Raw genomic sequence first — 26,043 nt, forward strand, 5'->3', positions numbered from 1 at the left:
TTTCTCATCTATTCTATATAATATCACAGATAATATAGAAATGAGAGGAGATTACACCAATGTTCCCCATTCGATTGCAAAAGCGGGCATGCACCGACGATTTCAAAATCAATCATTTTCTTATACATGCTCAGACAGGATTTCTCGGGCTGTCCGATGGCGGGCTCCCTTATGTTGTACCCTTGAACTTCATATGGTGGAACGAAACGGTTTATTTTCACGGGGCGACGGAAGGGAGGAAAATGTCTATATTAGAGCAGAACGCGCAGTGCTGCTTCACAATTAGTGAGGAATACGGCTCGATGACCTCGCCCGTTCCTGCCCATACCGATACGGCCTATATGAGTGTCATGCTGTTCGGCTCTGTGGAGCTGGTGACCGGTCTGGATGAAGCGACCGCCGCGATGCAGCAGATGCTGGACAAATATGTCCCCGGTTACTACGATACCCCTCTGACAAAGACACATATAGACAGGCACCGGTCATCGCTTGGCAGCAGGACGGCAGTTTTGAAGCTGAAGCCAACCTCTCTATCAGCCAAAGAAAATGAGCGCAAGGAAGAGCGGATGTACTATCCAGGAAAGAAGATTGGCGATGATTACGGTATAGGCGACTGAGAGGAGAGGATGCTGTTGATTAGCGCGAGCTGCCCCTCGACCTCTGACCAATGAAAGATGCGGCGGACTTGCTCATGCTGCACGGTCGTATTGTAGGGCTGGTGGAACAAGAAGTACGGCCGATTAAGCAGCGCAAATTCATTCGCATAATGGGGGGCATCATCAATCAGAACATCAACACTCGCAGCTTCGCATTCAAGGCGCTTGTTTTCCGTAAATACAATATTGTGATAGGGTATCCCGTAAGCGTCCAGCCATTTCACAGTGACATCGCGAAACATCGCCGGTCTGGCTGTCATGATCGTAATCTGATGCTTCGAATATAAATTCCGAATGGTCTCGGGGGCCAACGGGTACGGAACAGAGCTCGAATGAATGTCATGGCCATGGCGATGGTAAATTTGATTGCGTTCGGCTTGATCCCATCCGTACATGCGGTATATGTAAAAATCACTGACATCCTCAGCGGTCAGCGATAATCCCGAGACCTTGTTATAACATGTCAAATGGGCCGTGGTGGCATCAAGAACGGTATTATCCAAATCGATTCCGATATGCAGCTTACTCACTCTCCTTAGCATTGTACTCATTCAAGATCATAATAAGAAGAGGTCTCGGCTGTCTCATTTGCATGCGACCGAGACCTCTTCTATTAAAGTTGTGCAGCTCTGGTTCCAGCGCCAGCATGAGACACGGCGGCTGGTATTGGCAGCCAGATGCTTATCAGTCTGCCACCTGATCTTTCCTTAATGCTTAATGCTGATCGGTCAGAATGACCATCCCGTAAGCTTGCAGCGGAATGGACAGCGACTGTGCCTCCGAATACACCTTATCGGTCATCAAATCACGAAGGCTGCCGCCTTGCCATTGCGATGGCAGCGAAAGCGCGGCCGTCCAGGACGTAGGGGAGTTGTTCAGCACGATGCCAATCGTCACCTCGCCGTGAGAGCGAAGGAAGCCGACTGTATTATGGATTTCATCCACGAACCATACGCGGGTTGTGCCGCAACGGAGCGGTGCATATTCATGCCGCAGCCGAATCAGCTTCTTGTAGTGCGCGAGCAGCGATTTGTTCTGCTTCTCCTCCTGCCAGACCATAGGCTTGCGGCATTCGGGATCGCTCTTGCCTGTCATCCCGACTTCATCACCGTAGTAGATCATTGGCATTCCGCTGTAGGTGAGCTGGAACCCGACAGCGAGCTTCATTCTCTCCATCGTGGATTCTCCGCTCTGCCAGCCCCATCCGCCCCGCGAGCAAGCGGTCAGGAACCGCAGCGTGTCATGGCTTCCGAGCAATTGCATCATTGCGGTTGTAGCTTGATCCGTATAGGACATCTGAATTTCATCGAGCTGGCCAGCGAATGTGCTTGCGCTGATCGACTTCGCTGCGAAGAAATCGAGCATCACGTCACGCAGCCAATAGTTCATAACTCCATCGAATTGATCACCGCGCAGCCAAGCCCCCGCGTAGTGCATAATTTCGCCAATCAATGCCGCCTCAGGGTAGAGAGGCTTAACAGCTTGGCGCAGCTTGCGCCAAAATTGATGATCGACCTCATTGGCGACATCAAGCCGCCAGCCATCGATACCCGTCTCCTTGAGCCAGTAGAGCGCAACATCAATGAAATATGCGCTGACATCAGGGTTAGCGGTTCTCAGCTTAGGCATTGTGCTTACATTGACACCGAATGTCTCATACCCGGTATGATCGGGATCAACTGCGGCTGACGTTTCGTTGAAATGATACCAGTTCCGGTAAGCCGATTGCTCGCCTTGCTCCTGAGCTTGCTGGAAGGCATAGAAATCGTCGCCGGTATGATTGAATACGGCATCGAGCAGCACACGAATGCCGCAAGCATGAGCAAGCTCGACAAGCTGTTTCAGCGTTTCCTTGCTGCCGAACACTGGGTCAATCGTATAGTAATCGATCGTGTCATATTTATGATTGGAATGCGAAGCGAATATAGGCGTCATATAGATCGTATTGACCCCAAGGTCCACCAGATAAGGAAGCTTCTCGATGATCCCTTGCAAGTTGCCGCCATAAAGGGAAAGCTCATTCGGCTTGTCATCCGACCAGTCATTCAATGTCCTTGTATCTGGCGCAGTCGTGTCCAGACATTCCCCGCGATGGAACCGGTCAGGGAAGATCTGATAGACGACTGCATCTGCAATCCAGGAGGGCAGTTCATGAAGATCGGCGTCGCAGAGATAAGGGAATTGAAAATAACCCGCGCCAACCCGGCTTGCAGACAGCGCTCTCTCCCCATACCAGATCTCTTTGCCTGCTGTATCGGTAAGCAGGAATTGGTACCGCAGACGTTTGGTCGGTACGGTAACAAGCCCTTCGTAGAAATCGAATAATTGAGTCGCCGCACAATGGGAGAGCTCGATAGGCAGTTCCTTGCCCGGTGAATCATAACGATCGGAGCACATCAGAACGCAGCGGACAATGTCGTTCTTCTTGACGCGAATTCTTATTTTGATCGTGCTGCGGTCCACCGCGAAAACATAGGGAATGTCATTGGAATGATAGATGGCTTCTAACAACATATGCAGGCTCCTTTGGGCAGAAGTTTTATCCTTTTGATGCTCCGGCTGTTAGTCCTTCGACCAAATATTTCTGCAGCCAGAAGTACAGTACGAACACAGGGATAGACAGCAGCACCGCACCCGCCGCGAATAAGGTAAACTCGGTGGAGTTGCGCTGGCTGACCATGTTGTACAGACCAACAGCAAGTGTGATCTTATCCTGCGATCGAAGAATCAAGCGGGCGAAAATAAAGTCAACCCACGATCCGGAGAATACGACCAAGCTGATATAGGTCAGCATCGGCGTGGAAAGTGGAAGGATGACCCGGTAGAACACGGTGAAATGCGATGCGCCGTCGATCCGCGCCGCTTCCTCCAGACTGCGCGGAATCGTGTCGTAGAAGCCTTTGGCAACAAATACGTTCGTAATGAACGCTCCTGAGCTGTAGACGAGAATGAGCGCCCAATGATTGTCGAGCATATTGAGCTGCAGCAGCAGGATGAAGATCGCGATCATCGCCATGAAGCCCGGGAACATGTTCATGACAAGCATGACCATGAGCGATTGCTTTCGTCCATAGAAGCGGAATCTGGCGATCGCATAAGAGCCCAGCAGCGTCAGAAAGCTGCCGATAATCGTGGACATAACGGCGATGAACAAGGTGTTCTTGTACCAGGTTGCATACGCATGCCTTTTGCTCGTAAACAATTCTTTATAATGATCGAAGGTTAGAGCTTTTGGAATAAGACTCTCACTATACAAGCTGTCTCCTACCTTGAAAGAGGACATTACAATCCAGAGAGCGGGATATATCGCCGCGCATACAAGCAGAAGAATGATGGCGTAGGACAGAATAATCCGCGGTTTCATTGAATGATATCATCCTCTCTGTAGGATCTTGTTTTGCGGTAGTTGTAGATAGAGAGCGTTGCAACCAGGACAAAAATAATAATCCCGATAACGGCGGAGAAATTGTACTGCCGGTTGGTCAGCGTCAATTTGTACAGCCAGGTGACGAGCAGGTCGGTCGCTCCGGCATATTGATAGCCGCTGACGAGCGGATTGCCGTCCGTTAACAGGAAGATGACGTTGAAGTTGTTAATGTTGCCGGCGAACTGCATGATGAGGACAGGCGCAGTAGAGAACATAACCATCGGCATCGTAATTTTGCGGAACAGCTGCCATTTGGTCGCACCGTCTACTTCTGCTGATTCATACATATCTCTCGGAATTGTAGTCAGAATACCGGATACCAGTATCATAATGACAGGAATGCCGAGCCACATATTAACACCGATAACAGTCACTCGGGCCCACATAGGATCAGTCAGCCATGGCAGCTGTCCGAGCCCAAACCAGCTCAGATATTGATTGATAGGACCGAATTCAGTATTAAGCAGATTGCGGAAGACAAGCAGGGATACGAGATTCGGAATAGCGAAAGGAATAATGAGCAGTGTACGCCAGACTCGCTTAAGCTTGATTTCACGTTGATTAATCAATACTGCGACGAGAATTCCACCGATGAAGGTGGTTGCTGTTGAGAGAACCGCCCATATTATTGTCCAAGTGAACACACCATAGAAGGTCCGGCTCCAGGTTTTGAGTGTAACCAGGTTTTTGAAGGTTTCGAATCCGACCCAATCCAGCAGATTGGCTGGTGGAAGAACGGGTGCGGCATAGTTGGTGAAAGCAATCAGAATACTGAACAATAGTGGCAGAATATTCAAGAATAGGGCAAAAATAAATGGAATGAAAAGAATCACATAAGCAAAATTCCGTTCCAGAACATGATGAACGGATTGCTTGAAGTTGTTCGGCTTGAAACCGCCGACTCTGCGTTTTCCTACAATATAGGAATCTCTAATATTCAAAAGATAGATACCTAGCCAGCCCAGAAAGGCCAGCAATGAAATAAGCCCTTGTACCATCATGAAGATGGAGTGGTCCCCATCAACAGCTTTGACGACTTTTCCGACTTTGACGAGTTGCCTTGACTGATCTCCCAGCGTGATTAGACCATGTATGTTGTCAAACAGATAAAGGATCGATGCAGTGAGGCCTGTAGCGCCGATTAACAGCAGGAGTAGTCCTTTGATGACTTGGCGATTATACAGCTGCCCAAAGCCCATGAACAGGACGGAAAGCAAAGAGGCTCTTATCGCATGGTTTGGCATATCGGTGCCTCATTCTCCCTTCTAAAAATCATGGAACCATCAGGAAGTAGCCGCTGATGATTCCACGCATTTGTTATGAAACGCAATATGAAGTTCGGGTCTTACTTGGCAGCAGTGCTTGCGAGCGATTCTTGGATCGTTTTAACTGCTTCGTCAAGAGCTGCTTTTACGTCTTGAGTTTTGTTATTCCAGATTTTCGTAATTGCGCCTTCCATAGGTGTCCAAACGTTGTTTGTTTGCGGAATTGAAGGCATTGGTACGGAATTTGCGAATTGCTGGATGAAGCCGCTAAGGATTGGATCGTTCGTAATGAGCGGATCTGCTGCTGCGTCTTTGTTGGAAGGGAGCATACCTGTCATTTGGAATCCTTTAAGCGCGTTTTCTTTGTTCGTCAAGAAGCTTGCGAATAGCTTGGCTGCGTTAGGATATTTCGTGTACGAGTTAACATAGTAGGAACGTACGCCGGACAGGGAGATGGATTTGCTGCCATCTGGTTGGTCAGGCAATGGGATAACGCCGAAATCTACTTTGTCTTTGAAGCTGCTGATCGCCCAAGGGCCATCGATGTTGAATGCAACTTTGCCTTCAGTGAAGAGTTGTGTTTTAACATCCCAAGTGATGTTTTCTGCTTTCAGCGGAAGAATTTCAGCCAAACTTTGCAGATATTTCGCGCCTTCAATAGAACCTTCGTTGTTCAGACCGATATCTGTCGGGTCTGTGTTGTCTTTACCCCAGATGTAGCCGCCTTTGTTCGCGAAGAACGGGTAGTTGAAGAAAAGCAGGCGTGCTTCCCACATAATGCCGTATTTTTTCGCGCTGTTGTCAGTGAATGATTTGGAGAAAGCGATAACATCATCCCAAGTTTTTGGCAGATCCTTAACGAGGGCTTTATTGTAGAATACCGCATAGGTTTCTACTGATTTCGGATAGCCGTAGAGCGTTCCGCCGTAGCTGGAAGCGGAGATCGATGCTTCTGGATGAGAGGCTTTTGTTTGCTCCTCAAGCACGTCATTCGGGAACAACAGGCCAGCTTCTACCGCATTGCCAAGCTTGTCATGAGCGAACATGACAACGTCGGCTGCAAGACCAGCAGGTGCGTCATTAGCAAGACGGTCAGCTTGGTCAGGTGCTGCTACGTGCTCGAATTTAACGTCAACGTTGTATTTGGTTTTGAAGTCTGCTGCAACGGATTCGAGGTATTCGAAATCAGTGGACTCTTCCCATACGAGCAAGGAAGCGCCTTCTTCAGGAACAACCTCTTCAGTTGCCGTTGAAGCGTTATCATTTGTAGGCGTATTCGTGTTGTTCGTTTTCGTTTCCGTGTTGGTGGTCTTGCCGTTATTCTCATTTGCTCCTCCGCATGCTGCAAGCGTGAATGTAAGCAGTGCGGCCATCAAGATAAGCAATCCTTTTCTTTTCAATGTTTTCATCCCCTTAAGTTTTCTGTGACACGTCTCCTGGACGGCTCCTGCGTAAAGCAGAAAACACATCGGAAGGATATGCTTTGTTTTCTGTGACACGTCTCCTGGACGGCTCCTGCGTAAAGCAGAAAACACATCGGAAGGATAAGCTTCGTTTTCTGTGACACGTCATTTGAATAGCTCCTGCGAGAGTGGAAAACACGTGGTTCTCATTTTTTCGCCGGGTGTGTTATAGTGTTGCTTGTAGCATCGAAACATGTCTGATCAGGACAGTTTAGGAAACCGGTTTCTTAAACTCAAAATAGCACAACCCATTTTTTAAAGCAACACTTTTTTTTTACATGCTTGGAGGAGGGTGGAAGGGTTTTCATGAAGGTAACGATAAACGACATAGCAAAAGCGGCAAAGGTGTCCAAGTCAACAGTATCCAAGGTGTTGAACGACGCCCCTTCAATTCCTGACACAACGAAGCGGAAGATTCGGGAAATTATGAGGGAATTGAATTATATCCCAAGCAGTCTGGCAACTCATCTGGCCAAGCAGCGCTGCTTCAATATCGGTCTGCTCATCGACTTGTCACGGAAGAATGACTTCTTGAACCACTTCTTCTATGACATTATCGGGGGCGTAGAAAGTGTTATCGGTCCCCTGAATTATGAGCTTACAATCAGTAATATTCATACGATGGGACAGGAGCATTTCATGAATCGTCTCGTTCTGAACAAGAAAGTGGATGGGCTGATTATGGATAATTCCATCTTGACCAAAGAGATCGCAGCCCAGTTAAATGCTCTTTCATTCCCATTCGTATCGCTTGGCGAGATGCCGGGCGTGGATCACCTCCATGAAGTGGATATCGACAGCCGCTTGGGCGGGAAAATGTTGACGGATCACTTGTTCGCGCAAGGCTACAAGCGTATCGCCTTTATCGGCGGGGAAACGAATGAGCCGATTTTCATGAATCGGATGAGCGGCTATGCGGCGTCTCTGGAGGAGCATGGCGTCAACATCGATGAGCGGCTTATCAAGCCCAGCTATGCCAATGCGACGATCGGCACTCAGCTGATGCTGGAGCTGCTGGAGCTGGATGCCATTCCGGATGCGGTCGTATGCATGAATAATGCCATCGCCTTCGGTGCTCTGAGAGCGCTCCGCGAGCGCCGCATTCAAGTGCCGGCAGAGATCGGGGTCGCGACCTTCGATAACTATCCTCTGGCTCCGTACACGACTCCAGCCTTGACAGCGGTACACATGGATACGTTCGAGCTGGGCGTAGCAGCGGGAGAAATGCTCATGGATCGAATCAATGACGAGCAGCGGTCAGAGCGTCATCGGCTTATCGTTCCCGCGCTGCTGGAGCGGGATTCAACGAAGAGGAAATAATGAATCCCGTGATTTCATCTCGCAATATCGGGTAATGTATGGTATGCCTGACGGGCAGAACGATACGATATCCGAAGGGAAGTGAACCTTATGATAGAGGCGCAGACGAAGAAGGTGGCCTTCTTGCTGGGGGATGAATTCGAAGATTCCGAAATGACGAATCCGTATGAAGCGATAACCAAAAACGGACATGAAGCGGTTATTATTAGTTTGGAGAGAGGTGCGGAGCTTCGCGGCAAGAACGGCACAATAGCGTACAAGGCGCATTTGTCCGCAAGCGAGGCTGATCCAAGGGATTATGATGCCGTTATTATACCGGGCGGCAAGTCTCCCTCGCATCTTCTTGATAATGAGGATATTATAACTTTCGTGAAGGAAATGGACAGGGACGGCAGAACGATCGCTGCCATCTGCCATGGTCCGCAGCTGCTGGTCAAAGCCGGGCTGCTGGATGGCCGCAACCTGACGGCCTATCCTCAGCTTCACGCCGAAATCAATGATGCGGGCGGAAGATTTATCGATAAAGCGGTCGTTGTCGATGAGAACTTAATTACATCCCGCACGCCTGAGGATGAGCCTTATTTCATTGAAGAGACCATCAAAAAGCTCGGTGTTGCGGCTTATTGACGCCTCCCCTATAAATGATCTGCATGGATGGCCATGCATTAGCGATACAACCTCCGAAACCACTCTTCATGTGGATTTGGGGGTTTTTGGTATAAGCGTCCCGATCTATGATATGATTCTAGTTGGGGCTGTCGATAATAGCTGCACAGGCAGGGAAAGATAAACGCGAGTATTGACCGTATCATTATTGACATATTTGGGCAGTTGCACAATAAAGCAGTTTCGCAACATTTAGGAATGGAACACCGTTTATTGGTTAACAGCCCGCAGCAAAGTAAATGAACGGAGCGAACGGAAATAATGGATGTGAAAAGCTGTGCGGCATGCGGCCAGGAGAAGCCGTTATCCGCTTATACGAAGCGTTCAGGAAGCAGCAGCAGGCGCGGAACGTGCCGTGCTTGCATGAGGCGTCGGCTGCGCGAGGCCGTACGCTCCAGAGCCATTGGCGAGGAGCCGGCTAATGAGGCCGGACAAGCCGCAATATCCGGCAGTGAGAAGGAACCGCAACCGCAGGAGGCAGCCCAGTCCAATGAGACGAAAGCTTCGCGGAAGAGGCGCCGCCGCAGGCGGGGGAAATCGAGGGCCGATTCAGCCGCCCCATTGCAGCTGCAAGGAGATCCGGCAGTTATAGAGGAGGAGGGCCGGACTGTTCTTCTGGAGCGGGCAACCGATTCAGCATCCTCCGATTCCCATCATTCTGATGCTGTGATGCGTTTGCCAGCAGAGCAGCAAGGGGCGGAGATGAAACCCAAGCGCAAGAGAAAGCGCAGGCGCAGACGCGGCAAGACGGTCGCGAATGCCATGCTGGCTGTTGCCGATAAGGATGATCTTCCGCCTGTTCGGCCGCCGGACAAAATGATCGTTCCGTTCAAAGGCCGCTTCACCTATGACCCATCAGTGCTTAATGATCGCGGAACCGGACTTATAAGGCTGCGCGGCCGCCGGGAGACCGGCAAGAGATGGTCAACAGAAATACCAGCCGAGATGGCGGTCCGGATGGTTGAAGAAGGAGCAGCCGGAATTATTCATCCCGGACTTATCCATAAGCTGTATACGAAGACTGATTTCCGCTTGCTGATTCTGCAGCGGGATGCCTATAAGTGCCAGTATTGCGGCCGTTACGGCGATACAATCGATCATGTGCAGCCCAAATCGAAGGGCGGTTTGTCTTCACCGGGCAACTGCGTGTGCGCCTGCGGAGACTGCAATTTGAAGAAAGCGGACAGCCTTGATTTTGTTTACTATGATGAATTTTAGGGTGATCTCAAGTGGAGAAGCGGATTCTCGTTGTTGACGATGAGCAAAGTATAGCTGGCGCCATCGCCTATGCCTTCCGCCGTGAAGGGTACACCGTTGAAATTGCATATGATGGTGAAGAAGCGCTGGCCAAAGCCGCAGTGTTCATGCCGACAGTCATCGTGCTTGATGTCATGATGCCTAAGCTAAGCGGCTATGATGTCGCCCGGAAGCTGGAGAATCGAAGCGGCATGGGCATCATTATGCTGACGGTAAAGAACGATATCGTAGACAAAATCATCGGTCTGGAGCTGGGCGCTGACGACTATATGACCAAGCCATTCGATCTTAGGGAGCTTGTCGCACGGGTCAAAGCGCTCTTCCGCCGCCTTGAGAACAAGCCGGAGGAAGGCGTACAGCAAGCCCAGATCGGGGCGATACATATCAGCATCCCGAATCGGACAGTTCAGCTTGAGGGTGAGACGCTTGAGCTGACACCCAAGGAATTCGATCTTCTGGCATTGCTCGCCACGCACCCGGAACGAGTGTATACAAGGGATGAGCTGCTCGATCTTGTGTGGAGCATCGATTATGCGGGAGGCACGCGAACGGTGGATATTCATATGCAGCGTCTGCGCAAGAAGCTTGGAGAGCCCCATCAGAACCTGCTTCAGACCGTATATGGCGTGGGGTACAAGGCACTAAGGGAGCTCCATTCATGACAAGAGGGCGCAGGGCTCATTTTAGTCTGAGATGGCGCTTCTCGATAGGGCTCGGCGCAATTCTGATCTTGATCGTGATGGCGCTGAGCTTGTTTGTGCTGCGCGGGATCGAGCAGGATCAGAGGAACAAGGTGGAGAGTGACTTGAAGCAGCGGAGCGAGCTCGCCAGTCTTCGCGTGCGGCAGTCCTTCCTGAGCAGCGGCGGCTCGCTGGATGATGTGGCTGCCTTTCTTCGCAGGCGCGGTCCTGAGCTGGCCAGTGACCTGGGCAATTTGTTAGGCGGCTCGCAGGTGGTGCTCTATGACGGGAACGGGAAGGAAATAGGCAACTCGCTGCCGCTATCCGCAACGCCGGAAATTGCCGACATTATGGCGTATGCGCGGCAAGGAAAGACAGTGTATCAGCAAACAGGCGAGTCCCTGATCTATCTGTCCCCGATTGTATGGTCAGTCGGACAGGTCGGCATTGTGCAATTTCAGCACTCGCTGAAGTCGGATCAAGCCTTCTATTCCTCCATTGAGCGTTCGCTTCGCAACATTGGGGTGGGGGCGCTCGCTCTCAGCTTTCTGATCGGCTTTCTGTATGTCCAGCGTGTTGTAACCTCGCTCCGCAAGCTTCGCGCTGCTGCCGATCAGATTCGGGACGGACAATTCATCACGGAATCGCCGGTTCGGAGAAGAGATGAGCTTGGTGAATTGAGTGAAGGCATTACCTATATGAGCCGCGAATTGGAACAGAGCTTCGCCAGACAGAAGCAGTTTATCGGCAATGTAAGCCATGAGTTCAAGACTCCCCTTACTTCCATTATTGCATATTCCGACCTGCTTGATATGTACCGGGACGATCCGGAGCTGCTGGGTGAAGCGCGAATGAACATCCGCAGAGAGGCGGGCCGGCTGCTGGAGATGGTGGAGAAGGTGCTGCACTTGTCGGCTTTGGAGCAGTATGAGTTCAATCTGAATGCCGAGAGGGTCGATATCCAGGAGACGCTGGCTGAAGTGTGCAGCAGAATGCAGGGAAAAGCGATCAAATTCGATCTGACGATTGAGACTGCTCTGCAGCCCGTAATGGTGAGAGCAGATCGGGAAAGCTTGATCCACATCTTCCTCAACCTGCTCGATAATGCCATCAAGTATAATATCCCTGGCGGGAAGGTTCATGTTTCTTGCAAGGCGGAGGGGGGTAAGGCAATAATAACCTTCCGTGATACAGGAATCGGCATACCGGAGGAAGCGAGAGCGAAGCTGTTCGAGCCTTTCTTCACCGTCAGCAAGGATCGCGCGAGATTAACGGGAGGAACCGGACTTGGCCTGTCGCTGGTCAAGCGTCTGGTGGAGCTGCAGCAGGGCCGGATTACGCTTGCAGCCTCTGCAGCGGGGGAAGAAGGCACGACCTTTGTCGTCATGTTTCCTATTGCTGCTAAAGGTTTACAAGCTTGAAACATTTCGATATATCGATGATAAATTCTCCTTGTATACTCTGTTTATCAACAGCAGGAGAGGAGCAAAACAATGATGAATAAGCGAAAATTGACGTCCGCGGCGGCAGCTGGCATTGTCTGTCTATTGGTTGTTGCAGGGTGCGGCAGTTCAGAGCTCAATGAGGAGACTGTCAATAGCACCAGCCGCCAGGTTATTGAGAAGCCGGACAAAACGATTACCATTATCGATTCTGAGCCGGTGGCTGCAAGTGAAGTGGAGGTTGTCAAAATTGACAAGCTCGAGGGTGTACGCGGTATGGATTGGCTGGGCGAGGACAAATTGATTATCGATAAGCTGAATAAGAATATGGAGCCGGTAACAATCGAGGGTGAGCAGCGGTATCCGCATAATCTGTATATTCGTGATTCCAATGCGGGACAGGCGAGCGATGAGGCGCTGCAGGAGGAATCTCACGACCAAGGCTTCGGAATGCTGTCGCCGGACAAGAAATATCTCTTCTATAAGAAGCATGAGGAGAACACGGCCCGAGGGTTTATTATGGATCTGGCGACGCGGAAATCGGCTCCAATGGGAGACCTGCTTATGGGTGCCAGTGACGGCGAGTGGAGGGATAACGAAAGCGTTATTTTTCCATCGTTCAGCGGCAATATCTATTCCTCGGATGTGAATGGGAATGTGCAGCTGCTGGCGAAGACGAAGAAGAGCATCAATTACAATGTGAAGCAGGTCGGAACGAAGGTCTACTATATAAGCACCAATAATCAACTGACCGTTTATGATACGGCGACGAAGGAAACGACGACTCTGGACAAGGGTGTAACATGGTTTATTCCTTCACCGGATGGGCAGCAATATGCGCTTGTCAAGCGTGTCACCGAGACGGAAATGGAGCTGAAGCTGCTCGATGCAGAGCTGAAGCCCAAGCAGACAATTGCCAAGAGCACGCAGGTATATGGAACAAGCTGGTCGCCGGACGGCTCCAAGCTTGCCTACAATGCCATATCTGAAGACGGCGGGGTAAAAGGAATTTTCGTCGCGGATGCGGTATCCGGCAAGACGACACAAATTTCAGTCGATGTCCAGTATGCATCGGATGAGCTGCGCTGGAGTCCGTCGGGCAAGAAGCTGATGACTTCCACTTCCGTGATGCAGGAGAATTCGTCATACAGTTTCGTCACGTATCTCATATCGCTCAAATAGCTTGAATGCAGCGAAACGCCGTAGCATTGCCGAGTGGCAAAAGCTAGGGCGTTTTTTTTGTTCCATTAATGGGGGCTAGGCTGCAATCACTTACAACTGTCTATCATCCCGCATATATTATAGTACTCTAATGATGGGAAGTGATGGACATGCCCGTACAACATAAGATGTTTCGCCGTTACACGCTGCAAGAGTATATCGCGCTGCTGGAAACATTCGTGGGTAAGGTAGTGTTCACACAGGTTCATGTGCATGGTACGTGGAAGCCGACTATTGCTGATTATCGGGCAGCAGCGGACAAGGAGCGGCTTATACAGAGCATGTGGCGATTCCATGTGGGAACACGCAAGTTTAACGATATTGCCCAGCATGCAACGATCGATCCTGACGGATACATTTGGGAAGGGCGATCGCTGCTGCAGCCTCCGGCCTCGTCAACCGGATTCAATGATGCTGATCAAGACGGCAGGCACCCCTTTATGTTTGAGATGATTGGCAACTTCGATATTGGCGCTGAAACGTTGAAATCGCCCCAGCTCGATACGGCAGTCGGGTTGACGAGAGCGATTCTGGAGCGCTGGAAGCTGCCGGCAGCAGCGATCAAGTTTCATCGGGAAATGCAGCCTGACAAAACATGCCCGGGCAGTGCGATAGACAAGTCATGGTTTGTGGGACTTGTGACGAAGAAGGAGCAGCCTGGCCTGAGGCCAGAGGACGCTGACCGGATCATTCGAACATGGCTGCAGCCCGCATGGAATGCGGCAGGATCGAGGAACGAGAAAGACGAAATTCATAGGCTGGCGAACGAACTGCGAAAGGCAAGCGGTCAGCGGATTTCGTGATGATTGGCATATTTTGAGGCATGAAATGTCAAATCCCCCTGTGTTAACATGAGTGGCGTCGGGAACAACGGCACACACAACTAACCTGAAGGGGGATTTTTTCATGAAGAAAGTGCAAACAATCCGTGTAGGAGTCGCTAGCGTAGTCGCAGCAAGTATGATCGTACTTGGTGGTGGAGCAGCTGTTCAAACAGCGGATGCAGCCTCCATGAAAGGAGCTTCCATCACTTATAAGGTGAAGTCCACCGATTCGATGTACAAGATTGCTCAGCAATACGGCATTGACTTGCAGAAGCTGCTTGCTTCCAATCCAGCCTTGGCTAACATTAATTTGATCTGGCCAGGCATGACGATTAAAGTTCCGGTTACAGGCGGGAACGGCACGACAACTCCAGGCGGCAGCAAGCCATCGACAGGCAACACTGGAAACACTGGAAACACTGGAAACACAGGTAATACAGGCAATACAGGCAACACAGGCAACACAGGCAACACAGGTAACACAGGCAGCGGCACCGTAGCGCAAAGCGGCTTTGCTGCACAGGTTGTGACGCTTGTGAATCAGGAACGTGCTAAAGCAGGCTTGTCCGCGCTTCAGACAGATTCGCTTCTGACGAAGGTAGCACTGGACAAAGCGAAAGATATGTATGACAATAACTACTTTTCTCATAATTCGCCAACCCATGGCTCTCCTTTTGATATGATGCGCGCTTATGGTGTGAAATATTCCTATGCTGGCGAGAATATTGCCAAGGGACAACGCACTCCTGAGGAAGTTATGAAAGCTTGGATGAACAGCCCGGGCCACAAAGCCAACATTCTGGGCAAGAACTTTGGCAAAATCGGCGTAGCTTATCATAACGGTGTTTGGGTACAAGAATTCACTTCCTAATTCATGCGAATACAGCACGAGCACTTTTAGGCAATAAGCTGCACAATCTTTATGGAAAGCCGTCAATCTCGCTTCGAGCGGGCTTGGCGGCTTTTTTTTTGCCATTCTAGAGGGATGCTATGACTTATCCTCCAGCTTGATGCCTGACAGCAACTGCCGCCAATGGTGATCATTGCCGTTCCATATTTCCGGGCCATCAGGAATAGAAACTGCACACAGCTTCTTTAAAGGCCAACGGCGCTCCACAACACCTTGAACAGGTTCATGATTGACGAGAAGCACACGGAAGTCATGCTTGACGAGTCCCTTCAGCACGCTCTGCAGAACTTCAGCTTCTTCTAAATGACCGCCTGTTCGGACGAACAATATCTTTTTGCAGGTGGCGACCTTTTGCAGAAAGCGCTCGATGCGGCGGTCAATCTTGATTCTGAATTCCGGGTAACTTGGCCAATGGTCAGGTGTATTGCGGTCTGCGGGAAAATCGTGGACAACGATAATGCCGAACAGCATATCACGGATAAGCTGAAAATTGCCCGCTTGACCAGCGTATTCCATGTTCTCCAGCTTCATAAAGTGCTGGAATCGGTCTTGCAGCAGGCGGTTGATTCCTTCCAGCTCGACAGAATCCATCCAATCGATGACCCCTGTGTAAGGCCGAATGCCGTTCCGTTCTAATTGTATAGCTGGCAAGCAATTCTGGCCCAAGCTGAAGATCGCATCATATTTTCCTTTAATCTGCTCCAATTCCACAGCGATACGCCCCTTTCCCACACTATCTGCTGCTCTAGTTTATGTGAATAGCGATGAAAGAGTTTGGACGTAAAAGCGGCGAAAAGTCTAAGGAAATCGCCCTTCCTGACTATAAACAAGCCGCATAGCATAATAGAAATAGGGGTATCAATCTGCGAGAGACACTGCGGATGAGGCTCATGAGGGAACGAGGTGGACATTAGGGTGAGCAAGCGTTTTGTTGTCGATCTGCCTATAAACGCTTTTACGCCGTTTCAGGTTCCGGACTTCGAATTCCCTGTAGCCACTATTGAGCTGCATTCGATAAAAGCCGGCAAGCCGATTGAATTTGAGCTGGAGATTGGCTGGGGCAAGCCGCCTGCTGCTGATCTCGGTGAGCTTGAGATCGTACTTCGCAAGCATTCGGCTGTTGGCGAGGAGATTTTTCGATCATTTGAAATGTGCCACCAGAAGGCTGTGTCGCTGCTGGAGCATTCCGAAACAGGAACACAGGCAGAGGAAACCTATGTGCTGCTTGTCAGAGCACCGGATTCCAAAGCTTATATAGCCGGACCGATCCGGCTGTTGGCGATTGTATATTAAGTGCGGCTGGCAGGGGATAGAGGCAAAAATTGCATCAGGGCAGCGATTCCAGCTGTCATGTCGAGGGGAGGCGTCATAATGAAAACAATAACGATGCATTATCCAGGCAACTTAACGGCCTTCGCTTTAAGCTCGGGTGATCGCGATCAAATTCTGGCGGGAATTGAACATAACAGCGGCTTCTATGAGCCGCATATTATGAATGTGCTGACGCATATCGTAGGTCCGGAGTGGGTGTGCCTCGATATAGGGGCTAATATCGGCGCGATTTCGCTGGCGATGGGCTATCGTGCTTCGGGTGGAGGCGTTGTTTTTGCATTTGAGCCTTCCTCCGAAAATTTTCGTTATTTATCCTTGAATGTGATGCAGAATAAAGCAGGCAATATTATCCCGCTGAAGCTGGGGGTATATGAGGAGAACAAGCAGATGGCCTTCTCATTCATCGATTTTGGAGGCGGATGGTCGCATATAACGACCGAGCATGCAGAGCGCGGCATCCAGGAGACAGTTACTTGCGTCAAGCTGGATGACTGGGCGGTGAAACGGGGGCTGCGGCGGCTCGATCTCATCAAGCTTGATGTTGAAGGCGCAGAGGTGCCGGCATTAAAGGGAGCGGAGGGGATCATTCGCGGCTTCCGCCCCGATCTGATCGTGGAGTTCAATCCTGGCGCGCAGCAGACGATTTTTCAGGAGGATCCGTCACTGCTCTTTGACAAGCTGCAGGAGCTGTATCCCCGTCTGTTTGTGATTGACTTTAATTTCACGGTGTATCAGCTTCATACGTATGAACAGCTTATGAACTTGTTCCGCGATGGCAGGGAGGTCGTCGATCTGTACTGCACTTTTAAGTAAGATCAATCTGCATTGGAATAGAGTCCCGCAGCATGGAGAGACGTGCGAATGATGGAAATACATTCCATGCGAGCAGGCCGGGTTACTGTTCGTGGCAGGCAGTAGCACGGCTGCAGCAATCCGCAATGGCTTGTTGTATTCGCAGGGTTGCAGCATTACTGCCAGCAGGATGCTGAGCCTAGCAGGGTTGCAGCATTACTGCCAGCGGGATGCTGAGCCTAGCAGGGTTGCAGCAGTACTTCGCAGCAGGCTGCTGTTACTAGCTGTATTGCTGCAGCACTACAAAGCGGGTTACGGTCCTCAAAGTAAGCCAAAGCTCAGGAGCTCGCAGCAATCCCGTGTTGCTCGTGTTGGGCTAGCCTTGACGCAGTAATAACCGATGGTTATAATATAACCATCGGTTATTACTGCTGAAAGGCGGATGTGGATTTGACTACGAGAAGGAAGCAGCTTACAGAAGATATTAAAGCAGGCATAAGAGAGGCAGCGGCCGCATTATTCGCTGAGAAGGGCTATCCTTCTGTAACGATGAGGGAAATTGCGAAAGCAGCAGGCTGCTCGCATACAGCGATTTATTTGCACTATAAGAACAAGGAGGATCTGCTTCAGCAGATCGCTATTCCGCCGCTGGAGGAGTTGGAGCGGCGGATGCTGGCCCAGCTCGATAATCCGGCTGCCGAACCGATGAGAGCGCTCGCGGCGGTTTGCAGGGAATATGCGGTATTCTGTCTGACCAAGGCGAGCTTGCAGACGGTACTCATTGCGTCCGGCTCCGTTAGAGTGGATGAAGAGCACCCGGAGCTGGAAGTAAACCGCATTCGCAATCGGCTGTTTGGCCATATGCTGAACGCGCTTGGCCGCGTACTGGATGAGCGAAAGGAAGGGGGAGCTCAGGCTGTTGGCCCGGTTGGCTCCGAGGAGGCATTAAATCAGGCGCGCATATTGTTCTACTATGTACAAGGATTTGTTAGTACCTATACCTATCATACAGAGCCCATTGAAGATCTGCTTGAGCGGACACTGCCCATATTCGAGGGAGGAATTAAGACAATTGTTACTGGATTAAGGTGCAGTTAGATAAAGAGCGCCAGTTTAGACTATTATGCACCTTCAAGCTCCACATTGATTGTGGAGCTTGAGGTTTTTTTGCAGGTTTCGTGGAGGGTGGAGGATGAGCTGTTAGCCTGAAAACCTGCAAATCAGCATGCTTTACCGCTGAATCAGGTTAATTGGAGTAAAAGCCTGCGATTAAGCATGTTTTTCAGCCATTTCCTCCTGATAATGGGCTTAGGCCCAATATTAGATGCACAATCGCAGCAATTTAAGCAATCAGATAGAGAAAACCGGGAAAAGGATGTAGAATCGCAGGAATACCACAATCGCAGGAACCGCCAACAATCGCAAGGGGCCATCAGCAATCACAGAGGCCACCAACAATCGCCAGGGGCTACCAGCAATTGCAGGGCCACCAGCAATCACAGAGGCCACCAGCAATCGCAAGGCCACCAGCAATCACAGAGGCTGCCAACAATCGCAGTGGCCACTAGCAATCGCAGGGCCACCAGCAATCACAGAGGCCGCCAGCAATCGCCAGGGGCTACCAGCAATCGTAGGGCCATCAGCAATCACAGAGGCCACCAATAATCGCCAGGGGCTACCAGCAATCGTAGGGCCACCAGCAATCACAGAGGCCGCCAATAATCGCCAGGGGCTACCAGCAATCGCAGGGGCCACCAGCAATCGCAAAGGGCCACCAGCAATCGCAAAGGGCCACCAGCAATCGCAGGGGCACCAGCAATCACAGTGGCTGCCAGCAATCGCAAGGCCATCAGCAATCGCAAGGGGCCACCAGCAATCACAGAGGCCGCCAACAATCGTCAGGGGCTACCAAGCACGCTATAGGGCACCGAGCTGATGGAGCCGCTCACGCATGCGGGCTCCGGCGGCAGCAGGCGAGAATTGGGACGCAATAGTATGACGCCCGGCTGCTCCCATTCGCAGCCTCAGCCCGGTGTCAGACAGCAAAGTCCGCATCCAATATGCGGCATGCTCAATATCCGGTTCCGCCCACAGCTGGTGTGCCTCATAAGGCCCAATCTGCTGTCCGACCGGAACTAGCTGGTATTGTATGGGACAAGAATTGATCGCGTCCATAAAAGCGGTGTTCCCGGACCAGTTCGTTCCGATAACCGGCTTGCCCATCGCCATCGCTTCAGCCATTGTAAGCCCGAAGCCTTCGGCACGATGCAGAGAAACATAGATGTCGCATGCGTCTATCAGCGCATGTATTTCTATTCTGGAGAGGCTCATATCGAGCAGATGGACGTTGCGGCATCCTGCAATTTGTGCTCTAAGCCGTTCCATAGGCTCGCCGCTGGCGTAGCTGTTGCTTACCTTGATAATGAGCGCCGCATTCTCTGGGCTTCTTCCGAATGCGGCTATGAAAGCAGCAAGGGCGGCATGCGGATTTTTGCGTTCTGTGAAGCTGAGTGCGTCGAACATGGTTAGAAACAGCAGGGGTTGCTGTGGAAGGCCGAAGTAGGCGCGCCCCGGCTGAAATCCGCTGCTCTCCGGTATCCCGGGGGGCATGGAGAGTACAGGAATTGGAGATTTGGCGGCTATTACATCGCGCACGAAGGGGGAAGGCGTCCACACTTCGTGAAGGAGATTGAAATGCGCTGCCCAGCTTTCCGGCACGGATGGCAGCTCCCAATGCCAGTAGCCGATGTTCAGCCGCTCAGCGAACGTTTCAGCGCCAAGGCTGCCGCATATATGAGGAGCCATGTCGGGATTGAAATGGAGCAGATTCGCCCGGTGCAGAGCGCCAGGCGTCTCACAAGCTGCCCAGGCAAGATCCGAAGGCCGTGCAAGCGTCCATGCGTCACAGGACAGAATATGGAAGGGGACTGCTGCTGTGTGCAGGGCAGCGGCTGTTAGACGGCATGCTTCGCCAAGCCCGGATTCGGCTTTATTGAAGCCGATCAGCTGTATGCCCGGTTCAAGCGCCATATTAATAATTGGCGCGGTCTGGATATTGACAGCCGCGTTATTGAGCCGCTGCTCGCGTGAACGTGATCCTGCCATCCTGCGTCGCCATCGTCCGGAGCCGCCCTGCCGCCCTTTCAGCATGCTCCGCTGTCCTGATCTTCTGAGACGCCCTCTCAGCAAGCGCCTTCCTCCGGCCCCGCGAACACGCCTTGACGACATGTGCCGCCCCGTCCTGCCATGATGTCCTGTCAGCTTGCGATAGCGCCGCTGGCCTTGGCGGTTGGCTGCTATTCTGCTTCTTCCGCCCCCTGAGCGAGGCCGACTGCTTCTTCGAACCCGAGCGGGCTTCAAATTCCCATCAGCCTGTTCTTGATTCGCTGAGCGGCATGCTCCCAAGTGAAGCGGGACGCGATATCATGCGCCGCCTGAGCGCCCTTGGCGGCTGCCTCGGTGCGGTTGCCCGCAGCATGCTCCATCAGGTGGGCCAGATGGCTCGCATCCGGCTCTGCCCAGCGGAAGTCGGTGTAATAGTGGCAGCGCGCTTGGGCTGGAACGAGCTTTTTCACATGAATCGGATAGCTGTTGCCTTCGTTGATAAAATCCGTCTGTGCGCTCCAATTCGTCGTAATGACAGGCAAGCCGCATGCCATTGCCTCCATGACAGGCATTCCCCAGCCCTCGCCTCGCGTCGGCAGTACGAAGCAGTCTGCTGAACGATACAGGCTGCTCATCCATGAGGAGGGTATCTTGTCATTGTGGAGCACAATGACATTGCTCGCAGCAGCGCCTAGTCTTAGCTTGCGAATCTCGGATGGCACATCGATGGTGGGATCGTTGTTGATAATTTTGCAGACGAGCAGCACATCATTGCGGTGGCCGAATACTTTCGCGAATGTTCGCAGCAGCATCTCGGGCGCTTTGCGTTCTCCCCATTCGAAGACGGACAAGAAGGTGAACTTCTCGCTGAATCGCTTGCCCCGTATACCGGGATGATAGTAATTGGTATCAACGCCGAGCGGCATCACATGTATGGGCCGATGTACGCCGCTGTTGCGGAAGGTGGCAAGGTTGAATGCCGATGGCACCCATACTTCGTCCATTCCGTTGGCTTGATTCACCCAGTCTGCGGGCAGGCCATCGACTTCCAGCATCGTATAGCCGACCTTATAGCGGCCGTCATTCTTGTGAAAAACATCGCCCTGGCCGTAGACGACCTGAACGGCGTCCTTCTGCTCGGGCCGATCTCTGAACAGATTGACGCGCATCTCGGAATTTTTCACCGGCTCATCCATCGGCACCGGAGTTCCTGCGCCGTATACATAACGATATTTGACCTTCACATGCCGCGTATCCAGCGCAATCATGAGGTTCTTGGATGACTCTGCATAGCCGAAGAAGGGCAGATTGACAACAGAATGCCACGTTACTTCTCTCTGATAGGTTCCCTCAAGCGCCGTATGCCATTTGCCCCGGAATACTTCCTTGGACTTGTTATAAATATCCCAGAAATCAACACCATTAACGCGAGTGGACGTATTATGAAAATGGGTTAGGGTCACGCGACCGTCGCAGACGATGCGGTACCCTGCGGTGATGGCTTTGAGGCAATAATCCGTATCCTCGAAATAAGAGGAGTAGTCGCCATCGAGAAAGCCGATTCGGTTAATAAGCTCGCGCCTTATATAGGCGCATGCGAACACGATGCCCTGAACATCACGAATGGAGGTATATTGGCCGACATCATGCTCCATTCCTCCAATCTGCTGACCCATCAGGTTGTCGTGTAAAATGTATGTTCCCGCATGATGCAGCTGGCCCTCAGGTCCGCGCAGCCTGCAGCCTACAATGCCGATATCCGGTGATGACAGGGCCGTTTCTTGCAGCTTGGAGAGCCAATCCAGCGGATCAGTAAGAATATCGTTATTAAGCAGCAGAATATCACTGGAGGGATCGCAATAGGGAAGGGATGCGTTGTTGCCCCTGACAAAACCGATATTGTCCGGATTCTCAATGACCTTCACCCATGGGATCGTGTGCAAATAATCGGTCGTTCCGTCGCTGCTTCCGTTATCGAAGACGATCACATCGACCATGCTCTGGTTCAAGGTCGGCTCCAGCATCGCCAGGCAGCGCTTCGTATAATCAATGCCGTTCCATGTCAAAATAATGATCGACACCCGGCGTCTGAGCGGCCCCGCTCCGGCTGTTCCGCGATCGATCTCTTCCATGCCGGGGTCAAAGGTGCCGTAGGCCGGATCGCTCTCATAGCCCTTCACAACCGCCGGTTTGCGACGGCGCTTCCGCCCTGTTGACCGGCGGTCGCGAATGCTGGAGCGCTTGCCCCGCAGACGTATACGCTTCAAACGTCTCCGTCCGAGCGCAGCTGTACGTCTGCCCTTGGCTGAGCGGCTTGCGGTCCGTCTGCGAGCGGCGGCCGAACGTCCGGCCGCTCGTTTGCGCCGCTTGATTCTGCTCCGCTTGACGACGGAGCTGATCTTCATCATGGCTCCAGCCTCCCCTTGTGTATACTTACACCTTGCCGCGCCAGTAGTTAAGCAGATCCGTCATCGTTTGCCTGAACGGAATCTCCGGCTTCCATCCGGTATCAGCGTGGAACTTGGCGGAGCAGCCAAGAAGAATCTCGACATCTGAAGGACGCATTCTCAGCGGATCCTCTTGAATATCGACCTTTACATCAGACAGGGAAAGAAGCAGATTCAGCATTTCTTCAATCGTACAGCAGGAGCCTGTGGCGATATTGTAGCATTCGCCGGGAGTGCCGGCTTCAAGCGCGAGCCAATAACCGCGAACGACATCGCGTACATCGGTGAAATCGCGTTTGGCCTGCAGGTTGCCGACATGAATGACCGGCGGCCGCAGTCCTTTCTCAATCTCGGCTATTTGTTTGGCAAAGTTGGAGGTAACGAAGTTCTCACCCCGCCGTGGTCCGGTATGGTTGAAGGTGCGGGTGCGAACGACGTGAATGCCGTAGCTTTTATAATATTGATAGGCCAGATAGTCCTGCGCAACTTTACTGACCGCATATGGGCTGAGCGGACGAAGCGGATTGTCTTCGCGGATGGGAACCTCGTTGGGCTCGACCTGTCCATACTCTTCGCTGGAGCAGGCAATTTGTACCTTGGTCGATAGGCCGAAGCGGCGGATGGCCTCGAACAGATGAATTTGTCCGGCGACATTGTTATGAATCGTATCGATCGGTGAATTCCACGAGGTGGGGACGAAGCTTTGAGCCGCCAGATGGAAGATCAGATCCGGACGCTCGCGGTCCATCATTTGTTCAACGGAGATAGGATCCCTCAGCTCGCATTCCACCAGCTTTATATCCTGCTCAATATGCGCGATATGCTCCATTCTGCTCCGCTGCCGGATTGTTCCGGCAACCTCCACACCCTTCGCGAGTAAAAATTCAGCCATGTGGCTGCCGACAAAACCGGATATGCCTGTCACCAGTGCTTTCAATCGATGATCACCTCTGGGAATTGGTTTAGCCACGTCTTGAGACGCGGCTCATCTGCCTTAGGGCAGACAAGAAGCCCATTTGACGTTGAAACAATAATGAGATCATGCACGCCAATGATGATGGCCTGCTTGTCATCGACAATAACGGTGTTGCCTGTTGATTCATGCAGCGCCGCGCGGCCTTTTCTTACATTGTCGGAGGCGTCCGGATGGACATGTCTGCGCAGTGCCGCCCATGAGCCGATGTCATCCCAGCCGCAACTGACAGGAATGCAATATATGAATTCTGCTTGCTCCATAACGGCGTAGTCGATCGAAACGCTAGGCATTGCAGCATAAGCGGCTTCCGTGTTCCCGCGATGAAGCTGCAGACTGTTCCATATATGCGGTTGATGCGCTTCAATGCAGTGGGCAATCGTAGAGGGACGCCAAGCGAAGATACCGCTGTTCCAATAGATGCCGGGTTTCCGGATAAGCTGCACAGCCTGCTCTTGATTCGGCTTCTCAAGAAATCTTCGAACGCGCAGCACGCCCTCGGGCAATCTGTCGCCAGGATCGGACTCCTCGGTATGCAAATAGCCAAATCCGATCTCAGGGCGGCTGGGCGCAACGCCAAGCGTCACGATGGCGCGGGGCTTGCATGCGGTATCTGCTGCCAGAGTGATTGCGGCAAGGAAAGCCTCTTCATCCCCGACATGCTGATCCGAAGGAACGAATACGATAGGGCGGTCATCGCCTTCATCCAGAAAGCGCCTTGCTGTCAGAGCCATGCAGGCTGCGGTGTCCCTCTGCTCCGGCTCAATAATAAGCTGTTCCAGTGCGAAGTCCGGCAGCTGCTGCTTCAGCAGTGACAAATAGCGATGCGGAACGGCGATATACAAGTTTGACTTCGGCACAAGCTTGCTGAAGCGTCCCACTGTCTCTTGAATCATCGTTCGTTCGGAATGAAAAGAAAGAAATTGCTTAGGTGCTGATTCGACGCTGCGCGGCCAGAAGCGGGTTCCTTTGCCGCCCGCCATAATCACGATGTTCACTTCAAGAATCCACCTCCAAACAAAAAGAAAACGGATAACGCTTCACAGCTCCAGTTCTGCTTAAATCTATGGGTTGTACGTCATTGGCATACACCGCCAGCCAGGAGACAAGAGCAGAGAACACCCGTAAATGTAATGACATTGTATTCGTCCATGAAGGCGCTTTGGAACGGCTGTTGTACGTGCAGAGGCATCAACTGGGTGGATTTACCGCTTGGAGTCAGGTCTGGAATGTGATATTCTCTTACGCGAGCCGAAACTTCATGTACGGGGGATTTTTTGGGAAGTAAGGGATGATGCTTCCATCCGGTAATGGACACCTCATCAAGAGGGGAATTACACGGAATTTGCGCAAGTTGCGCTTGGGGTGAATCGCTGCAGAAATGCAAGCGTAGGGCCGAACTCCTTTGGTCCGAATCCGACAACTAACCTCGTAGGCCGCATGCCAAGCAGATGCAAGACCGTGTTGCTGTCACGGCTTTCTGTGTAGCGATGACGGAACAGAGGCAGCGAGCTGCCATTGTTTCGTAAATAAAAGGAGGACATTAAATTGTTCAAAATGAATACAAGCTGGAAGAAAAGTGCGGCAGTAGCAGCGCTTAGCATTGCTTTGCTGGCTTATTCCGGGTCAGCAAGTGCCGGAAGCGCTTACAAAGCAAAAGAAGACGATACTTTCTGGAAGCTGTCCAGACAATTCGGCGTCGGTATTGAAAAGCTGATGGCCGCGAACCCTAAGGTAGATCCGCTTAATATTTATGAGGGCATAGAGCTTGTAATTCCGGCAGCAGCTGAAGCAAAGCAATCAAACGCGGCTGCCAAGAAGGCTGCGCAATCCCCGGCGGCCAAGCCAGCAAGCACAATGAAAATGGCGGCAGTATCCGAGGATAAAGAAACGATTCAAGTCGGTTCCAAGGAATACAGCTTCACGGAAGTCATACAGGCCAAAGCGAGCGCTTACACGGCAGCGGCATCGGAGAACGGCGGCTGGGGAGCTGTTGATTATTTCGGCAACCCTCTGAAGGTCGGAACGATTGCCGTCGATCCCAAGAAGATTCCTCTTGGAACGAAAGTATATGTGACCGGATATGACTATGACGGCTTGCCAGCGGGAGGCATGATCGCTACGGCATCAGATATGGGCGGTGCGATCAAAGGCGACCGCATCGATATCTTCGTTCCGCATTCGCAGAAGCAGGCGCTTACTTTCGGGTATCAGTATGTGAAAGTATTTGTGCTTGAATAGGCCTTAATCAGGCAAGCCATTC

General features: G+C 51.7%; 23 protein-coding genes and 1 riboswitch. Of the genes, 13 read left to right on the forward strand and 10 right to left on the reverse strand.

Going from position 1 to position 26,043, the window contains the following annotated elements; translation table 11 throughout:
* The first annotated feature begins 59 nt into the window (after window positions 1–59).
* On the forward strand, window positions 60–617 hold the full coding sequence (locus K0T92_RS06335) for a pyridoxamine 5'-phosphate oxidase family protein (protein ID WP_219871609.1): 558 nt from the start codon (window positions 60–62) through the stop codon (window positions 615–617).
* Here K0T92_RS06335 and K0T92_RS06340 read toward each other — a convergent pair.
* The 5 genes from K0T92_RS06340 to K0T92_RS06360 all read right to left on the reverse strand — a co-directional run bounded on the left by K0T92_RS06340 (window position 599) and on the right by K0T92_RS06360 (window position 6,757).
* A complete protein-coding gene (locus tag K0T92_RS06340) occupies window positions 599–1,186 on the reverse strand; it encodes a 5' nucleotidase, NT5C type (protein WP_219871610.1) in 588 nt (195 codons plus the stop codon). The two genes, K0T92_RS06335 and K0T92_RS06340, sit on opposite strands and share 19 nt — an antisense overlap.
* Window positions 1,187–1,370: 184 nt before the next feature.
* Window positions 1,371–3,170: a glycoside hydrolase family 13 protein gene (locus tag K0T92_RS06345; RefSeq protein ID WP_219871611.1), complete on the reverse strand. Its 1,800-nt coding sequence runs from the start codon at window positions 3,168–3,170 to the stop codon at window positions 1,371–1,373.
* A gap of 25 nt (window positions 3,171–3,195) precedes the next feature.
* Window positions 3,196–4,020 carry a sugar ABC transporter permease gene (locus K0T92_RS06350; RefSeq protein ID WP_219871612.1) on the reverse strand — a complete coding sequence of 275 codons (825 nt, stop codon included), beginning with the start codon at window positions 4,018–4,020 and terminating at the stop codon, window positions 3,196–3,198.
* On the reverse strand, window positions 4,017–5,327 hold the full coding sequence (locus tag K0T92_RS06355) for a carbohydrate ABC transporter permease (RefSeq protein ID WP_219871613.1): 1,311 nt from the start codon (window positions 5,325–5,327) through the stop codon (window positions 4,017–4,019). Before K0T92_RS06355 ends, K0T92_RS06350 begins: the two co-directional genes overlap by 4 nt.
* A gap of 101 nt (window positions 5,328–5,428) precedes the next feature.
* Window positions 5,429–6,757, reverse strand: coding sequence for a sugar ABC transporter substrate-binding protein (locus K0T92_RS06360; RefSeq protein ID WP_219871614.1), 1,329 nt, complete (start codon window positions 6,755–6,757; stop codon window positions 5,429–5,431).
* A gap of 360 nt (window positions 6,758–7,117) precedes the next feature.
* Between K0T92_RS06360 and K0T92_RS06365 the strand changes: the two genes are divergently transcribed.
* The 8 genes from K0T92_RS06365 (at window position 7,118) to K0T92_RS06400 (ending at window position 15,092) form a co-directional block, all read left to right on the forward strand.
* Window positions 7,118–8,131 (forward strand): LacI family DNA-binding transcriptional regulator, encoded by a 1,014-nt coding sequence (locus K0T92_RS06365; RefSeq protein ID WP_219871615.1) that lies wholly within the window; start codon window positions 7,118–7,120, stop codon window positions 8,129–8,131.
* Window positions 8,132–8,221: 90 nt separating this feature from the next.
* Window positions 8,222–8,758 carry a type 1 glutamine amidotransferase domain-containing protein gene (locus K0T92_RS06370; RefSeq protein WP_219871616.1) on the forward strand — a complete coding sequence of 179 codons (537 nt, stop codon included), beginning with the start codon at window positions 8,222–8,224 and terminating at the stop codon, window positions 8,756–8,758.
* A gap of 300 nt (window positions 8,759–9,058) precedes the next feature.
* Window positions 9,059–10,015, forward strand: coding sequence for an HNH endonuclease (locus tag K0T92_RS06375; RefSeq protein ID WP_219871617.1), 957 nt, complete (start codon window positions 9,059–9,061; stop codon window positions 10,013–10,015).
* An 11-nt stretch (window positions 10,016–10,026) separates the two neighbouring features.
* Window positions 10,027–10,716 (forward strand): response regulator transcription factor, encoded by a 690-nt coding sequence (locus K0T92_RS06380; protein WP_219871618.1) that lies wholly within the window; start codon window positions 10,027–10,029, stop codon window positions 10,714–10,716.
* Window positions 10,713–12,155, forward strand: a complete 1,443-nt coding sequence (locus tag K0T92_RS06385) for a sensor histidine kinase (protein ID WP_219871619.1) — start codon at window positions 10,713–10,715, stop codon at window positions 12,153–12,155. Before K0T92_RS06380 ends, K0T92_RS06385 begins: the two co-directional genes overlap by 4 nt.
* A gap of 72 nt (window positions 12,156–12,227) precedes the next feature.
* A complete protein-coding gene (locus K0T92_RS06390; protein WP_219871620.1) occupies window positions 12,228–13,358 on the forward strand; it encodes a hypothetical protein in 1,131 nt (376 codons plus the stop codon).
* A gap of 149 nt (window positions 13,359–13,507) precedes the next feature.
* Window positions 13,508–14,200: a peptidoglycan recognition protein family protein gene (locus K0T92_RS06395; RefSeq protein WP_219871621.1), complete on the forward strand. Its 693-nt coding sequence runs from the start codon at window positions 13,508–13,510 to the stop codon at window positions 14,198–14,200.
* Window positions 14,201–14,303: 103 nt separating this feature from the next.
* Window positions 14,304–15,092: a CAP domain-containing protein gene (locus K0T92_RS06400; RefSeq protein ID WP_219871622.1), complete on the forward strand. Its 789-nt coding sequence runs from the start codon at window positions 14,304–14,306 to the stop codon at window positions 15,090–15,092.
* Between the two features lie 117 nt (window positions 15,093–15,209).
* On the opposite strand, the gene K0T92_RS06405 is transcribed toward K0T92_RS06400, so the two are convergent.
* Window positions 15,210–15,842 carry a DUF1796 family putative cysteine peptidase gene (locus K0T92_RS06405; RefSeq protein WP_219871623.1) on the reverse strand — a complete coding sequence of 211 codons (633 nt, stop codon included), beginning with the start codon at window positions 15,840–15,842 and terminating at the stop codon, window positions 15,210–15,212.
* A 204-nt stretch (window positions 15,843–16,046) separates the two neighbouring features.
* On the opposite strand from K0T92_RS06405, the gene K0T92_RS06410 reads away from it, so the two are divergent.
* The 3 genes from K0T92_RS06410 (at window position 16,047) to K0T92_RS06420 (ending at window position 18,353) form a co-directional block, all read left to right on the forward strand.
* Window positions 16,047–16,424: a hypothetical protein gene (locus tag K0T92_RS06410; RefSeq protein ID WP_219871624.1), complete on the forward strand. Its 378-nt coding sequence runs from the start codon at window positions 16,047–16,049 to the stop codon at window positions 16,422–16,424.
* Window positions 16,425–16,502: 78 nt separating this feature from the next.
* Complete coding sequence (locus K0T92_RS06415) at window positions 16,503–17,276, forward strand: FkbM family methyltransferase (RefSeq protein ID WP_219871625.1); 774 nt, start codon at window positions 16,503–16,505, stop codon at window positions 17,274–17,276.
* Between the two features lie 429 nt (window positions 17,277–17,705).
* The gene (locus K0T92_RS06420) at window positions 17,706–18,353 is read left to right on the forward strand and encodes a TetR/AcrR family transcriptional regulator (protein ID WP_219871626.1); all 648 of its coding nucleotides are present in this window, start codon (window positions 17,706–17,708) and stop codon (window positions 18,351–18,353) included.
* A gap of 819 nt (window positions 18,354–19,172) precedes the next feature.
* Here the strand turns inward: K0T92_RS06420 and K0T92_RS06425 are convergent.
* From K0T92_RS06425 to K0T92_RS06440, 4 genes are all read right to left on the reverse strand, one after another.
* The gene (locus K0T92_RS06425; protein WP_219871627.1) at window positions 19,173–20,360 is read right to left on the reverse strand and encodes a glycosyltransferase family 4 protein; all 1,188 of its coding nucleotides are present in this window, start codon (window positions 20,358–20,360) and stop codon (window positions 19,173–19,175) included.
* Between the two features lie 251 nt (window positions 20,361–20,611).
* Window positions 20,612–22,768 (reverse strand): glycosyltransferase, encoded by a 2,157-nt coding sequence (locus K0T92_RS06430; RefSeq protein ID WP_246627935.1) that lies wholly within the window; start codon window positions 22,766–22,768, stop codon window positions 20,612–20,614.
* 25 nt (window positions 22,769–22,793) lie between these two features.
* Window positions 22,794–23,744 carry a GDP-mannose 4,6-dehydratase gene (locus K0T92_RS06435; RefSeq protein WP_219871628.1) on the reverse strand — a complete coding sequence of 317 codons (951 nt, stop codon included), beginning with the start codon at window positions 23,742–23,744 and terminating at the stop codon, window positions 22,794–22,796.
* A complete protein-coding gene (locus tag K0T92_RS06440) occupies window positions 23,741–24,778 on the reverse strand; it encodes a mannose-1-phosphate guanylyltransferase (RefSeq protein ID WP_219871629.1) in 1,038 nt (345 codons plus the stop codon). Before K0T92_RS06440 ends, K0T92_RS06435 begins: the two co-directional genes overlap by 4 nt.
* A 241-nt stretch (window positions 24,779–25,019) precedes the next feature.
* A riboswitch (cyclic di-AMP (ydaO/yuaA leader) is annotated at window positions 25,020–25,233 on the forward strand.
* A gap of 104 nt (window positions 25,234–25,337) precedes the next feature.
* Between K0T92_RS06440 and K0T92_RS06445 the strand changes: the two genes are divergently transcribed.
* Window positions 25,338–26,021 (forward strand): 3D domain-containing protein, encoded by a 684-nt coding sequence (locus K0T92_RS06445; protein WP_219871884.1) that lies wholly within the window; start codon window positions 25,338–25,340, stop codon window positions 26,019–26,021.
* The last annotated feature ends 22 nt before the right edge of the window (window positions 26,022–26,043 follow it).

Source organism: Paenibacillus oenotherae (assembly GCF_019443105.1).
In the GTDB taxonomy this organism is placed as follows: domain Bacteria; phylum Bacillota; class Bacilli; order Paenibacillales; family Paenibacillaceae; genus Paenibacillus_Z; species Paenibacillus_Z oenotherae.